Origin of the sequence: Aliiroseovarius sp. S1339 (assembly GCF_023195695.1) — a bacterium.
In the GTDB taxonomy this organism is placed as follows: domain Bacteria; phylum Pseudomonadota; class Alphaproteobacteria; order Rhodobacterales; family Rhodobacteraceae; genus Aliiroseovarius.
Genome location: NZ_JALPQG010000007.1, coordinates 37,884 through 52,529, shown reverse-complemented (window position 1 = coordinate 52,529; position 14,646 = coordinate 37,884). Strand labels below are relative to the sequence as shown.

The following is a 14,646-nucleotide window of genomic DNA, read 5'->3' as shown; positions in this document are numbered from 1 at the left end:
TACAGAATATTTCTTGACACAAGCTGGCTCACTGTAGTGATAATTACACAACGCCAAACGGGGGGGCAAGGAATATGCGCAAGACAGCTTGGCCTGCAGCTATGCTGATTGGTGCTGCGGGCAAATCGCCGGTCGTGCTGGTCTGTGAGCATGCCTCGCCTTTCATTCCACCGGAATACGAAGGACTTGGCCTGACTGACGACGCGCGCCTTTCTCATGCCGCATGGGATATCGGCGCGCTGGATGTCGCAAAATACCTTAGCGCGCGACTTGATGCCCCGCTTGTCGCAGGCCAGATTTCGCGCATGGTCTATGACTGCAACCGCCCGCTTGAAGCGCCGGATTGCATCCCTGCCCGCAGCGAAGTGTTTGACATTCCCGGCAATACGAACTTACCCGCCGCCGAAAAGCAGCGCCGTTTCGATATGGTTCACGTGCCATTTCACAATGCGGTGGACGCCGTGATTGATCAACAGATGGCGCGCGCGGATGCCCCGGTGCTGCTTGTCACGATCCACAGTTTCACGCCGATTTTTCATGGCGAACGCAGGATGCTCGACCTTGGGTATCTGCATGACAGCAACAGTAAGATCGCAAATGCAGCCGTGCAGATTGAGCAAGATCGAGGCTCTTATCGTGCGGCGATAAACGAGCCCTACGCCGCCCGTGACGGCGTGACCTATACGCTGGCCAAACACGGCGAAACACGCGGGTTGGACAATGTCATGATCGAGATACGAAACGACCTGATCGACACTCCGACCACTGCCGAGGTCATGGCAGACCACATCGCCGACACACTGGACATGGTCGCTGCAGCCCGCAAACCATTGGAAATCGCCAGACCATGACAGCGCTTCGCAAATTCATCAGCATCGTTGATCAAATCAACTATCGGGTTGGCCGGGTCACCATGTATGGCATCTTCGTCATGATGGCGATCCTGCTATGGTCGTCGATTTCGAAAACCTTTTTCAACCCATCGCTCTGGACGTTGGAAATGGCGCAATTTGCGATGGTGACCTATTACATTTTGGGCGGGCCCTATTCGATCCAGATGGGATCAAATGTGCGGATGGATCTGCTTTACGGCGGGTGGAGCACACGACGCAAGGCCGCCATCGACATCATTACGGTGATGTTCCTGATCTTTTATCTGGGCGTGCTGCTGTGGGGCGGCGTCGACAGCACAATATATTCCTTCAGCTACGGTGGCGAGCGCAGCCCCACAGCGTGGCGGCCCTATCTCTGGCCGATCAAAGTGATCATGTGCACCGGGATCACGCTGATGCTGCTTCAGGCCATTTCCGAACTGTTCAAAGACATACTGCGCCTGCGCGGCGAGGAGATTGATCATGTCGTATGAGATGATCGCGATCTTCATGTTTGCAACCATGATGGCGATGCTTTTGACCGGCCAGCGGGTGTTTGGCGCGATTGGCTTTGTCGCGGTGATTGCGGCACTTGTCCTTTGGGGGGACAGAGGCGGCTATGACCTTGCCTTTTCATCGGCCATGAAACTGATGAAATGGTACCCTCTGCTGACCCTGCCGATGTTCATTTTCATGGGCTACGTGTTGTCGGAATCAAAGATTGCCGACGATCTCTACAAGATGTTTCACGTCTGGATGGGTGGGCTCAAAGGTGGGCTGGCAATCGGGACAATCGGCCTGATGGTCCTGATCTCGGCGATGAACGGCCTCAGCGTGGCGGGTATGGCCATTGGCGCGACGATTGCCCTGCCTGAACTGCTGAAGCGGGGCTACGACAAACGGATGGTAACGGGTGTCATTCAGGCCGGGTCGTCGCTTGGCATTCTGGTGCCACCATCGGTTGTGCTGGTGCTGTACGCCATGATCGCGCGCCAGCCGGTGGGGCAATTGTGGCTGGCGGGCGTCCTGCCGGGTTTGATGATGGCCGCGATGTTCATCATCTATATCGCTGTGCGCTGCCACCTGAACCCGACCCTTGGCCCGGCGCTTCCAAAGGAAGAACGCGACATTCCAATGTCAGAAAAGCTGGCGCTGCTGCGCGCCGGCATGCTGCCGCTGATCATTTTCGCGACCATGATGGTGCCCTTTGTGAACGGTTGGACATCATTGGTCGAAAGCTCTGCTATCGGCGCGATAACCGCCTTTCTTGCAGCCGTTTTCAAGGGGCGAATGACCAAGGAAGTATTCGAGACATCCGTGCGCATGACGCTGGGCATCAGTTGCATGTTCATGTGGATCATTCTTGCAGCCCTGGCCTTTGGGGCTGTGTTCGACGGATTGGGCGCCGTGAAGGCGATCGAGACCTTGTTCACAGAACGTCTTGGCCTGAACCCATGGGTCATCCTGATCCTGATGCAGCTTAGCTTTATCCTGATGGGAACGTTCCTGGACGACACGGCGATGTTGGTGATCGTCGCCCCGCTTTATGTGCCGCTGGTCGCCGCCCTTGGGTTCGATTTGATCTGGTATGGTGTGCTGTACACAATAACGACTCAGATCGCCTATATGACGCCGCCTTTCGGCTACAACTTGTTTCTGATGCGTGCGATGGCGCCGCCGGAAATCACGTTGCGCGACATTTATGGCTCCATCCTGCCCTTCGTGTTGGTGATGGTGCTGGCCCTGACTCTGGTCATCATCTTCCCGGAAATCGCTCTATGGCTGCCGGGATGGGTTTACGGAAACTAGAATTAAGAGCTCGGGCAAACGGGCCGAAGCAATTTGCAACAAGGAGAAAGACAAATGACTACGAGACGTAAGTTTATCGCTGGCGCAGGTGTCGGTGCATTGGCCGCGCCCCTTGCCACACCCGCGCTTGCCCAATCGACGATCAAATGGCGGATGCAAACCTATGCTGGGGCCGCATTGGCCGAGCATGTGGTCAAGCCTGCAATTGATATGTTCAACACAATCGCTGGCGACCGGATGCAGATCGAGTTGTTCTTCGCCGACCAGTTGGTGCCCACAGGCGAGCTGTTTCAGGCGATGCAGCGCGGCACGATTGACGCGGTGCAGTCGGATGATGACTCGATGGCGTCACCCACCGAAGTCACCGTGTTTGGCGGATACTTCCCGTTTGCGTCACGCTACTCGCTCGATGTACCGGTCCTGTTCAACCAATACGGCCTGAACGAGATCTGGGACGCGGAATACTCTGCGGTTGGCGTGAAACACATTAGCGCAGGCGCATGGGATCCATGCCACTTTGCCACCAAAGACCCGATCAATTCGCTTGAGGATTTGAAGGGCAAACGCGTGTTCACCTTCCCAACGGCTGGCCGCTTCTTGGCGCAGTTCGGCGTCGTGCCCGTCACATTGCCATGGGAGGACATCGAAGTTGCGGTCCAAACTGGCGAACTTGACGGCATCGCATGGTCCGGCATTACTGAGGATTACACCGTCGGTTGGGCTGATGTGACCAATTACTTCCTGACCAACAACATCTCGGGTGCATGGGCCGGGTCGTTCTTCGCCAATATGGATCGCTGGAACGAGCTGCCAGAAGACCTGCAAACGCTGTTCCGTGTCTGCTGTGATCAGTCGCATTATTATCGCCAGTGGTGGTATTGGGGTGGTGAAGCCAGCCTGCGCGTGGATGGTCCCAAGATGGAACTGACCACCATTCCCGACGCCGAATGGGCACAAGTCGAAGACGCCGCTGTCAAATTCTGGGATGAAATTGCGGCAGAGTCCGAAACCAAGGCGAAGGTCGTGGACATCATCAAGAAATATAACTCAGACATGCAAAAAGCTGGTCGTCCGTACCGTTACGGGTAATCTGCACACAATAACTTGCCGGGCGGGGGACCTCGCCCGGCTCACTCTCAGAGGGTTCAATAATGTCGCCATCTCTTTCTTTTGATGATCTGAAGTCCCAAACCTCGGCGGGCGAGGTCGATACCGTATTGGTGTGCTTTGTCGATATGCAGGGCCGCCTGATGGGCAAACGGTTCCACGCAGGCCACTTCGTTGCGGGCGCGTGGGAGGAAACCCATTGCTGCAACTACCTGCTGGCCACGGACCTAGAGATGGCAACGCCGGACGGTTATGCCTCGACCAGTTGGGAAAACGGGTATGGCGATTATGTCATGAAACCCGATCTGGACACGCTGCGCCCGGTGCCGTGGCTGGACGGCACGGTCATGGTGCTGTGCGATGTTCTGGACCACCACACACATGAAGACGTGCCCCATTCACCGCGCGCAATCCTGAAACGTCAGGTCGCCCGACTTGAGGCGATGGGCTTTGACGCCATGTGCGCGACCGAGTTGGAGTTTTTCCTGTTCGAGAAAAGCTTTGATGAAATCAGCAAAGGTGGCTTTCGCGATCTGACGCCGATCTCAAGCTACAATGAAGACTACCACATCCTGCAAACCACGAAGGAAGAGCACGTGATGCGGCCGATCCGCAATCATCTGTGGAACGCCGGTCTGCCGATTGAAAACTCCAAGGGCGAAGCCGAGTGTGGTCAGGAAGAACTGAACATCAAATACGCCCCCGCGATGGACACCGCCGCCTATCACACCATCGCCAAGCACGCGATCAAGGAAATCGCGTGGCAACAAGGTCACGCGGCAAGTTTTCTGCCCAAATGGCATCGCGACAAGGTCGGCAGCTCGTCCCATGTGCACCAGTCGCTGTGGAAAGACGGCAAGCCCGCTTTCGTCGATGAAAGCGACAAGCTTGGCATGTCCGCGCTGATGAAGAACTACATGGCGGGGCTTTTGAAATACGCGCCCGATTACACCTATTTTATGGCGCCCTACATCAACAGTTATAAGCGGTTCATGAAGGGGACGTTTGCGCCCACGCGGATCATCTGGTCTGTCGACAATCGCACTGCGGGCTATCGGCTTTGTGGTGAGGGCACCAAGGCGGTGCGCGTCGAATGCCGCATTCCGGGGTCTGATATGAACCCCTATCTGGCGATGGCTGGGATGTTGGCCGCCGGGATTGCTGGAATCGAGGAAAAGCTGGACCTGCAAGCCCCATCAACTGGCGACACCTATAAGGGCGACACAGGGATGATCCCGGGCAACCTGCAAGCCGCACGCGATGCGCTGCATGGGTCAACCATGTTGCGCGCGGCGATGGGGGATGATGTCGTGGATCACTACACCCGCGCTGCCGAGGTCGAGATCGAAGAATTTGAAAGCGTGGTGACCGATTGGGAAATCGCGCGCGGGTTTGAACGGGCGTAAACAGAGATTTCTTGCCTCCGGCGGGGATATTTTTAGCCAGAAAAAGCACGAGGAAGTTGGGTCATGGGCCAGGTATTGAACTGTGTGTCACCGATTGACGGGTCGGTTTTTGCAACGCGTGAGGCGCTGTCACGCAAGGACGCGTTTGCTGTGGTGGGTCGGGCGCGCGACGCACAGGCGGCATGGGCTGCACGTCCGCTTCAAGAGCGTATCGACCTTGTGCAGGCAGGGGTTACGGCCGTCGGCGCGATGAATGACGAGATTGTGCCGGAACTTGCCCATATGATGGGTCGTCCGGTGCGCTATGGCGGCGAGTTCGGTGGCTTCAACGAGCGTGCGACGCATATGGCCACCATCGCAGCGGAGGCTCTGGCCGATATCAAAGTCGGCGAAGACGCGACGTTCAAGCGTTATATCAAGCGCATTCCGCACGGTGTCGTGTTTGTCGTGGCCCCGTGGAATTATCCCTACATGACCGCGATCAACACGGTTGCGCCGGCTTTGATCGCTGGCAACAGCGTGGTGCTGAAACACGCGACCCAGACACTTTTGGTTGGCGAGCGTATGGCAGCGGCTTTCCATTCGGCTGGCATTCCCGAAGGCGTCTTTCAGAACATCTTCCTGTCGCATGATGTGACCAACGATCTGATCGCGGGCAATGCGTTTGATTTCGTGAACTTCACCGGCTCGGTCGGCGGCGGGCAAGCGATGGAGCGTGCAGCGGCGGGCACCTTTACCGGTGTCGGCACCGAACTTGGCGGTAAAGACCCCGGCTATGTCATGGACGACGCCGATCTGGATGCGGCAGTCGACACCCTGATTGACGGTGCCATGTTCAACGCCGGGCAGTGCTGTTGCGGGATCGAGCGTATCTATGTGCATGAAAGCCTGTTTGACGAATTCGTCGCCAAGGCGGTTGAGATCGTGAAAGGTTACAAGCTGGGCAACCCGCTGACCGCGGCGACCACACTTGGCCCGATGGCAAATGTGCGGTTCGCGGCCGAAGTGCGCGCGCAAATTGATGAAGCGCTGGCAGATGGCGCAAAGGCGCATATCAACAGGTTCCCGGAAGACGATGGCGGTGCCTATCTGACCCCTCAGATTCTGACCAATGTGACCCACGACATGCGTGTGATGCGCGACGAAAGTTTTGGCCCGGTTGTTGGCATCATGTCCGTCAAGGATGATGCCGAGGCGATCCGCCTGATGAATGACAGCGAGTTTGGTTTGACCGCTTCGCTCTGGACCCGTGACCTTGAGCGTGCGCAGGCCGTTGGCGATCAGGTCGAAACCGGCACGGTCTTTATGAACCGCGCAGATTATCTTGATCCGGGTCTGTGCTGGACAGGCTGCAAAAACACTGGGCGCGGGGGTGGTTTGTCTGTGATCGGCTACCAGAACCTCACGCGTCCGAAATCCTATCATCTAAAAAAGGTAACATCATGAGCCTTGTTGGAAACTGGTCCTATCCGACCGCAATCAAGTTTGGCGCTGGCCGGATTAAGGAGTTGCCTGAAGCCTGCAAACATGCCGGCATCAAACGTCCGCTTCTGGTCACAGACAAGGGGTTGGCTGATCTGCCGATCACAAAGGACACGTTGGACATCATGGAGGCCGCCGGGCTGGGGCACGGTTTGTTTTCGCAGGTCGATCCGAACCCGAACGAGGCCAATTTGACGGATGGCGTCAAAGCCTACATCGCGGGCGGGCATGACGGGGTCATCGCATTCGGGGGTGGATCGGGCTTGGACCTTGGCAAGGTGGTCGCCTTCATGGCTGGGCAAACCAGACCGGTATGGGATTTCGAGGATATTGGCGATTGGTGGACGCGTGCGGATGCCGACGCAATTGCCCCTATCGTTGCCGTGCCGACCACCGCTGGCACTGGGTCGGAAGTCGGGCGCGCAAGCGTCATCACCAATTCCCAAACCCACGAAAAGAAAATCATCTTCCATCCCAAAGTGCTGCCCAGCGTCGTTATCTGTGACCCTGAGCTGACCGTCGGCATGCCGAAATTCATCACAGCGGGCACCGGGTTGGACGCCTTCGCCCATTGCGTTGAGGCCTATTCAAGCCCGCATTATCACCCGATGAGCCAAGGGATCGCCCTTGAGGGAATGAAGCTGGTCATCGACAACTTGCCCCGAGCCTATGCCGACGGAACCGATATCGAAGCCCGTGCAAATATGATGAGCGCGGCTGCGATGGGTGCGACCGCTTTCCAGAAAGGGCTGGGCGCGATCCATGCGCTTAGCCATCCCATAGGCGCGATGTATCACACTCACCACGGCACCACGAACGCGATCTGTATGCCCGCAGTGCTGCGATTCAATGCGCCCGCGATCAAAGACAGATTTGATCTGGCCGCCGGATACCTTGGGATCAAGGGCGGGTTTGAGGGCTTCCAGAGCTTCGTTCAAGACTTCAACGACAGCCTAGCCATCCCAAAGCGCGTCAGCGAACTTGGTGTAGGCAATCCCGACATCGAAACGCTGGTGAAAGGCGCGCTGATTGATCCGTCCTGCGGTGGAAATCCAATTGAGCTGACCGAAGAGAACCTAACCGCACTCTTCCGCGAGGTTCTTTGAATTCGGCTTGTTAGCCGCTGGTTCTCTGCACATGAACGGCACAGCGACAGTGGCGCACCACGCGCGCTGCCGTTGATCCCAGGAAAAAATCGGTCAGGCCGGGTTTGTGCGATCCAATCACGACGCAATCAAAGTCATTCTCATGTGCGTAGTCGACGATGGTCTGCGCGGTGTGACCTTGCAAAAGAACCGGTGTCACGCCTTTCAGACCAGCCGTTTTCTGCTCCAAAATCTCGCGGGCAGTTTCCAACCCGTCACGCAACATATCTTCGCTCAGATAAGCGCTAACTGCGCCCTGTGGGGCTTCGTGCACGTGCAGTGCCGTGATTTCGCCACCCTCTGCCAACAGGTTGTTCGCAATCTCAAGCGTCCTGGCAGAGATACCGTGGTCCAGCGCCATCGGAACAAGAATTTTCTTATACATTTGATCCTCTTTCAGTCATGTCGTGCCGTCGGCCGTCGGGTCCGGCGCGACAAAACTATGTTAACCCGGACATAGAATAGGTGCCGAAATCCATCGGATCACGCTTTGACGCACATCATGTCGATGCACTATTAGACGTAGTCACCCAGAACGCCGCGCAAATGCCCAGCCATTCGCGATAGTTTTGGCGTCAGCGGAAACAGGCATGCCTGGATCGAATGGTAGATATCCGGCTTGCCGTGAAACTGTGTGACAGTCGGCTTACCCTGAACGTCAATTTCCGGATACCAGCCGCCACGATCATGATCAATGAAATGCGTATCCGCGAACTGCCACAAGCGGGCGTACCAATCGACTTGCACGTCAGTACCTCCAAGCTTCAGGAAGCTGGCAAGAACGCCGATCGCCTCGGTCACGGGCCACCAATATCGATCGCGAATGGCGGGCGACCCGCCGAATTCCAGCGTATAAAACAACCCACCGTTCTCGACATCCCATGCGTCGGTCAACGCGCGCTCGACCAGCGCCCAAGCGGCATCGCGCGAGGTGTCGTCGGGCCGCCCGCGTAAATCCCAATATTGCATCAAGAGCCGCGCAAGTTCGAACGAATGGCCGGGTGTGGTGCCGGCCGGGCGGAACATCGGGTCGCCGCTATGGCCACGGTCAATCTGCCAGTCCTCGGTGTAATGCTCGGGCAGCCGCCAGTTTTCACGCGGGCCGATTTTGCCGATGAAGAAGTCCAGAACGCGGCCAGCCTGTTGCAGATACCGCTCGCGCCCGGTTGCCTCATAAGCCGCTAAAAGCGCTTCGACCCCGTGCATGTTGGCGTTCATGCCGCGATAGTTCGAAAACGGTGACCAATCGCGGTTCAGTTCATCGGAGAAAAGTCCGGCTTCGTCCTCCCAAAACCTCTTATCCAGCACCGCGGTCACATCGTCGATCAATCGGTCGGCATCCGGGTGACCGGCCAGTTTGGCGCTGGCCCCTGCCAGCAGGACGAAGACATGCCCATAGGCCAGCTTGCGCGCGTCATGCATTGCACCGCCGTCTAACGCCCACAGATACCCGCCATGCTGCCCATCGCGGTGATGACTCCATAGAAAAGACATGCCCTTGTCGATCACCGCGTCGCAGCCACTCTGCCCCGCAAGCTTCCCCAAAGCATAGGAATGGGTCAGCCGGGTCGTCGTGTGCAGCTGCTGCACGCTGTCATCAAGCGGCGCACCGTCATGACCCAGAACATAGAACCCATCGTCCGGTCGCAGGCTGGCGCTGAAAAAGGCAAACTGCCGTTTTGCATCCGCGCGCAGCCAATCCCGATGCTCGGGCGTGTCAAACTGGTGACGTGGTGCTCGCAGTTGATCAATATTCATGGCGAGGCCCTTGCTTCTTGTATTTCTATATAGGTGCGTGGCCATGGCGCTAGCCGTATAGAACGATACATCTAACTGGCGAATTCATCATGCGCCGTAGGGATCAGGATGCGACGATGATGTCGGCAGGCAATTGAAACTGCCGAACCAACTGCGCGTTCTTAAGGTCGTTTTCCGCAGCGCGAACCTCTGCCTGTTTGGGCGATAGCCCGTGTTTCAGCCAACGTGCGACAAGCCGATCATGCAGCACTTGTTCCTCAACCTCCAAGCACAGCGCCAGATCCCAATGGGCACGCAGGTCGCGCCAGATCGGGAGGTCTTGAAGCAGGTAGTTGCCTTCGACAATCACGGTGTTGCAGTCTTGATCAACAAGACCCGCACCAGCAATCGCGATGTCGCGGTCCCGATCAAACAGGGGGAAGAAGACCTCGGGCTCGTCATGCAGGCGGGTGATTAGGTGCAGGAAACCCTGCGCATCAAATGTCTGCGGCGCGCCTTTGCGGTTCAGCAAATCCCGTTCCACTAGGATTTGGTTGTGCAGGTGAAACCCATCCATCGGCACGACTTTTGCGGGGCAGCCATCGTTCGTCAGGTGATCGGCAAGCGCCTCGGCCAAGGTGGATTTCCCACTGGCAGGCGCGCCCCCAACCGCGACCAAACGTCGGGTTCCTTTGCGCGGTGCAGCACGCACATGTTCTGCCAATTCGGCTATGGTCAAGGCCGGGGGTTTCACGCGGCCTCGGGTGCTTCTTTTGCCCCAGTCATAAAGGCGACTGCATCGGACATGGTATAATCTTTCGGATCGATCACACAAAGCCGTTTGCCCAGCCGATGCACGTGGATGCGGTCGGCAAGTTCGAACACATGGGGCATGTTGTGGCTGATCAGGATGATCGGAATGCCGCGCGACTTCACGTCCTGAATCAGTTCAAGCACCTTGCGGCTTTCCTTGACGCCAAGGGCGGCGGTGGGTTCGTCCAGGATGATAACCTTGGACCCGAAAGCGGCGGCGCGGGCGACGGCGACGCCTTGGCGTTGCCCACCCGACAAGGTTTCGACTGCCTGATTGATGTTCTGGATTGTCATCAACCCAAGTTCAGTCAGCTTGTCGCGGGCGAATTTCTCCATCGCGGGGCGATCCAGCTGACGCAACCACTTGCCGCGAAAGCCGGGACGCCGCAGCTCCCGCCCCATAAACATGTTGTCGGAAATCGATAGGGCCGGAGACATTGCAAGGGTTTGATAAACGGTTTCAATTCCGGCCTCACGGGCCTCAATCGGGTTGGCGAAGCGAACCTCTTCACCGTCCATCGTCACGGTGCCTGCATCCGCAACGACAGCACCCGACACTGCCTTGATAAGGGTGCTTTTACCCGCGCCATTGTCGCCGATGACGGCCAGAATCTCGCCCGGCATCAGGTCGAAGTCACAATGGTCAAGGGCCGTCACTTTGCCGTAGCGTTTTACAAGTCCACGGCCTTTTAAGATCGGTTCCATTACGCTGCTACCTTTCTGATCCATTGGTCGACGGCGACAGCCGCGATGATAAGAGCGCCGATCAGCAAGAAGGTCCACTGTGCGTCCGCGCCCAAAAGCCGCAGACCAAGTGTGAACACCCCGACAATCAGAGCACCGAAAAGCGTGCCCAAGATCGAGCCCCGCCCGCCGAAGAGCGAGATGCCCCCAATGACGACAGCGGTAATACTTTCGATATTGAGCAATTGGCCCGACGTGGGAGACACTGACCCGATGCGACCGATCAAGGCCCAACCAGCAAAGGCACAGATCAGACCAGCCAGAGCGTAAACCGAAATCGTCGTTCTTTTTACATTCACCCCGGCAAGCTCTGCGGCTTCGGGATCGTCGCCAATTGCATATACATGGCGGCCCCAAGCGGTGTGGCGCAACACATAGGCCAGCAGAAGGACCAGCAGAAGCATGAAAATGACGCCGTAGGTGAAGACGGCTCCGCCAATATTGAACTTGGCGCCCAGCAGTTGTAGTAGCGGGGCGTTTTCAGCGATTTCCTGGCTGCGAATGGTTTCGTTTGCCGAATAAAGAAAATTGGCCGCCAGAACAATCTGCCACATACCCAGTGTGACAATGAATGGCGGCAGTTTCATCGCAGCGACCAACCAGCCGTTCACAAAGCCGATCCCCGTTCCGACAATCAAACCAAATACGACGGCCAATTCAACCGGCACGCCATAGCGGAACGTAAACTGGCCCATGATCACCGAAGATATCACTGCAATCGCGCCAACACTCAGGTCGATACCAGCGGTTAAAATGACAAGGCTTTGCGCGGCCGCCACGATGCCAACGATCTGCACCTGTTGCAGGATCAGTGTCAGCGCAAAGGGGGAAAAGAACTTGCTTCCCAGAAGTGCCCCAAAAATGGCAATCGCCGCGACAAGCACGATCAGCGGGACAAGCGCAGGCGTTGTGTGCAGCGCGCTGTGGAAGCGGTCAATGAACCCTTTTGAGTGGCCATCGAATGAGGCGACATCGGATGACGCGCTCGACGCAACGGCCTCAAAATCGTCTGACTGGGACATCTGCTTTCCCTTCTGGAGCTATTGTGAGTTTCGTGACAGGGCAGGAAATGTCCCGCCCTGTCTTTCACCATTTCGGCTTAGTTGGGCTAAATCAACCCCAGCAGAGATTGGCACCCTCGGTGGAGTCGATGCTTTCGACACCGTCCACGGGCTGGTCTGTGATCAGTGCAACACCGGTATCAAAGAAGGCTTTGCCAGACGTCGCCTCGGGCTTGGTGCCGTCGGCAGCCCAAGCAGCGATCGCCTCAATGCCCTTGGACGCCATCAGCAGCGGATATTGTTGTGACGTCGCACCAATGACGCCGTCCTTGACGTTGGCAACGCCGGGGCAGCCACCGTCAACCGAAACAATCAGAACGTCGTTTTCGCGGCCAATCGCCTTCAACGCTTCATAGGCACCAGCCGCAGCCGGTTCGTTGATCGTATAGACCACATTGATCATCGGGTCACTGGCCAGCAGGTTTTCCATCGCCTTGCGACCGCCTTCTTCGTTGCCTGCCGTCACGTCGTGACCAACGATCCGCGGGTCGGTTTCGTCGCCCCATTTATTTGGGTCACCAAGCTCGATGCCAAAGCCTTGCAGAAAGCCTTGGTCGCGCAGAACGCCGACAGTGGGCTGGCTGACCGCCAGATCAAGCATCGCAATTTTGGCGTTTGCCGCCTCATCACCCAGTGCGGCTGCTGCCCATTGACCAATCAGTTCGCCAGCAAGGAAGTTATCAGTCGCAAATGTCATATCTGCCGCGTCAACCGGATCAAGCGGAGTATCCAGCGCAATGACAAGTATACCAGCATCGCGTGCCTGCTGTACTGCGGGAACGATCGAACTGGTGTCCGATGCGGTCAAAAGGATGCCCTTTGCACCATTTGCGATGCAGGTCTCAATTGCGGCGACTTGTGCTTCATGGTCGCCGTCAACCTTGCCTGCATAGCTGTTCAAGGTGATGCCCAGTTCACCAGCTTTTGCTTCTGCACCTTCACGCATCTTAACGAAAAACGGGTTGGTGTCGGTCTTGGTGATCAGGCATGCGCTGATCCCATCCGCAGAAGCGGTGCCAGCGATGGCGGTCAGTGCCAGAACTGAAGAAGTCAGTAGTTTTCTCATGATATCCTCCCAAGGATCATTGTGGATCTCATTGGATCAGGCTCCTCCCCGATCCGGACCCGGACGCTCTTCCCGCCGCAGGTTGATATCCAAAAGGACCGATTCTGTTAGCGCTGTCAATAAATAAATAAACTTTACTTATTAATTGACCATGGGCATCTTTCTCGTTGCGGGAGAGAGAGATATGGTCGGCGTTATGGATGGCGGAACAATAAACGACAGAAGTGGCGGCGTGAACCAAAGGGGGGTTCGCGACCACAATGAGCGGCTACTTCTTTCCATGCTGCAACGCCGTGGCGCGATGCCAGGAATTGATTTGGCCCGCAAAACGGGTCTGTCACCACAGACGGTTTCGGTGATCCTGCGCAAACTTGAAAAGGACGGCATCCTTAAACGCGGCGAACCGATCCGCGGCAAAGTGGGCAAGCCGTCAATCCCTATGGAACTGAACCCCGATGGGGTGCTGTCACTTGGGCTGAAAATCGGGCGCCGCAGCGCGACCCTTCTTCTTTTGGATTTCGCGGGCAATGTGCGCGCGCAGGTTGATACATCTTATGCCTACCCACTGCCTGACGCCGTGTTCAGCTTTCTTGAACAGGGCCTTGCCACACTGACCGACGACCTGGACCCTGATATCCATCGGCGCATTTGCGGCATCGGCATCGGCACACCATTTGAGCTTTGGAAATGGCATGACCTGATCGGGGCACCCGCCGAAATGTTCAAATCATGGAAAGGCATCGACTTTGCGAAGGAGGTCGGGAAGTTCAGCGATCTTCCGGTTTTTGTCGTGAATGACGCGACCGCAGCCTGCCGGGCTGAACACCTTTATGGCGATAGAAAAGATTTGCGCGACTATGCTTATTTCTTCATAGGCTCGTTCGTCGGTGGGGGCGTCGTTTTGAACGATACGGTGTTTGAGGGCAACCAAGGCAATGCCGGTGCTCTGGGCTCTATGCGCAGCACTGGCCCTTTGGGGGAAAGCCGACAACTGATCGATGTGGCCTCGATCCATTTGCTGGAATCGCGATTGATTGAAGCTGGTTTGAACCCGGAAATCCTTTGGCAGACCCCGCAAGACTGGACGTCTTTGGCACGTTATGTCGAACCTTGGATCGGCGAAACCGCGCAAGAGCTTGCCAAAGCATCGCTGTCGATCTGTGCAGTCATCGACTTCGAAGCGATCCTGATTGACGGCGCTTTTCCCGAAGGCGTCCGAAACGAATTGGTCGAACGAGTCCGGCGATATCTGGTCAACCAAGACACGAGGGGCCTTGTTGCTCCGCAAATTGAGGCTGGTAGCATCGGCGGCAACGCGCGTGCCATCGGCGCAGCAAGCAGCCCCATTTTCACACAATTCCTGTTGAACACAAATGCTGGCCTATCAGCGATCTGATGCTTCCG

General features: G+C 56.8%; 14 protein-coding genes. 8 read left to right on the top strand and 6 right to left on the bottom strand.

Going from position 1 to position 14,646, the window contains the following annotated elements:
• The first annotated feature begins 74 nt into the window (after window positions 1-74).
• The 7 genes from MUY35_RS11580 to MUY35_RS11550 all read left to right on the top strand — a co-directional run bounded on the left by MUY35_RS11580 (window position 75) and on the right by MUY35_RS11550 (window position 7,782).
• Window positions 75-851: an N-formylglutamate amidohydrolase gene (locus MUY35_RS11580; RefSeq protein ID WP_248368381.1), complete on the top strand. Its 777-nt coding sequence runs from the start codon at window positions 75-77 to the stop codon at window positions 849-851.
• Window positions 848-1,366, top strand: coding sequence for a TRAP transporter small permease subunit (locus tag MUY35_RS11575; protein WP_248368379.1), 519 nt, complete (start codon window positions 848-850; stop codon window positions 1,364-1,366). Before MUY35_RS11580 ends, MUY35_RS11575 begins: the two co-directional genes overlap by 4 nt.
• Window positions 1,356-2,681, top strand: coding sequence for a TRAP transporter large permease subunit (locus MUY35_RS11570; RefSeq protein ID WP_248368377.1), 1,326 nt, complete (start codon window positions 1,356-1,358; stop codon window positions 2,679-2,681). The genes MUY35_RS11575 and MUY35_RS11570 overlap by 11 nt, the downstream gene beginning before the upstream one ends.
• A gap of 54 nt (window positions 2,682-2,735) precedes the next feature.
• Entirely contained in the window at window positions 2,736-3,770 is a 1,035-nt protein-coding gene (locus tag MUY35_RS11565) for a TRAP transporter substrate-binding protein (protein WP_248368375.1), read from the top strand.
• Window positions 3,771-3,832: 62 nt separating this feature from the next.
• Complete coding sequence (locus MUY35_RS11560) at window positions 3,833-5,194, top strand: glutamine synthetase family protein (protein WP_248368374.1); 1,362 nt, start codon at window positions 3,833-3,835, stop codon at window positions 5,192-5,194.
• Window positions 5,195-5,257: 63 nt separating this feature from the next.
• Window positions 5,258-6,640, top strand: a complete 1,383-nt coding sequence (locus tag MUY35_RS11555) for an aldehyde dehydrogenase family protein (protein ID WP_248368372.1) — start codon at window positions 5,258-5,260, stop codon at window positions 6,638-6,640.
• A complete protein-coding gene (locus MUY35_RS11550) occupies window positions 6,637-7,782 on the top strand; it encodes an iron-containing alcohol dehydrogenase (protein ID WP_248368354.1) in 1,146 nt (381 codons plus the stop codon). The genes MUY35_RS11555 and MUY35_RS11550 overlap by 4 nt, the downstream gene beginning before the upstream one ends.
• A 10-nt stretch (window positions 7,783-7,792) precedes the next feature.
• Here MUY35_RS11550 and MUY35_RS11545 read toward each other — a convergent pair whose 3' ends face one another.
• The 6 genes from MUY35_RS11545 to MUY35_RS11520 all read right to left on the bottom strand — a co-directional run bounded on the left by MUY35_RS11545 (window position 7,793) and on the right by MUY35_RS11520 (window position 13,242).
• Window positions 7,793-8,206, bottom strand: a complete 414-nt coding sequence (locus MUY35_RS11545; protein ID WP_248368351.1) for a universal stress protein — start codon at window positions 8,204-8,206, stop codon at window positions 7,793-7,795.
• A 131-nt stretch (window positions 8,207-8,337) separates the two neighbouring features.
• The gene (locus MUY35_RS11540) at window positions 8,338-9,579 is read right to left on the bottom strand and encodes an AGE family epimerase/isomerase (RefSeq protein WP_248368348.1); all 1,242 of its coding nucleotides are present in this window, start codon (window positions 9,577-9,579) and stop codon (window positions 8,338-8,340) included.
• Between the two features lie 103 nt (window positions 9,580-9,682).
• The gene (locus MUY35_RS11535; protein ID WP_248368345.1) at window positions 9,683-10,297 is read right to left on the bottom strand and encodes a nucleoside/nucleotide kinase family protein; all 615 of its coding nucleotides are present in this window, start codon (window positions 10,295-10,297) and stop codon (window positions 9,683-9,685) included.
• A gap of 11 nt (window positions 10,298-10,308) precedes the next feature.
• Window positions 10,309-11,076, bottom strand: a complete 768-nt coding sequence (locus MUY35_RS11530; RefSeq protein ID WP_248368343.1) for an ATP-binding cassette domain-containing protein — start codon at window positions 11,074-11,076, stop codon at window positions 10,309-10,311.
• Window positions 11,076-12,137 carry an ABC transporter permease gene (locus MUY35_RS11525; RefSeq protein ID WP_248368340.1) on the bottom strand — a complete coding sequence of 354 codons (1,062 nt, stop codon included), beginning with the start codon at window positions 12,135-12,137 and terminating at the stop codon, window positions 11,076-11,078. Before MUY35_RS11525 ends, MUY35_RS11530 begins: the two co-directional genes overlap by 1 nt.
• A gap of 91 nt (window positions 12,138-12,228) precedes the next feature.
• Window positions 12,229-13,242 carry a sugar ABC transporter substrate-binding protein gene (locus tag MUY35_RS11520; protein ID WP_248368338.1) on the bottom strand — a complete coding sequence of 338 codons (1,014 nt, stop codon included), beginning with the start codon at window positions 13,240-13,242 and terminating at the stop codon, window positions 12,229-12,231.
• A 196-nt stretch (window positions 13,243-13,438) separates the two neighbouring features.
• Here MUY35_RS11520 and MUY35_RS11515 point away from each other — a divergent pair, with 196 nt between their 5' ends.
• Complete coding sequence (locus MUY35_RS11515; protein WP_248369029.1) at window positions 13,439-14,638, top strand: ROK family transcriptional regulator; 1,200 nt, start codon at window positions 13,439-13,441, stop codon at window positions 14,636-14,638.
• Window positions 14,639-14,646: the final 8 nt, after the last annotated feature.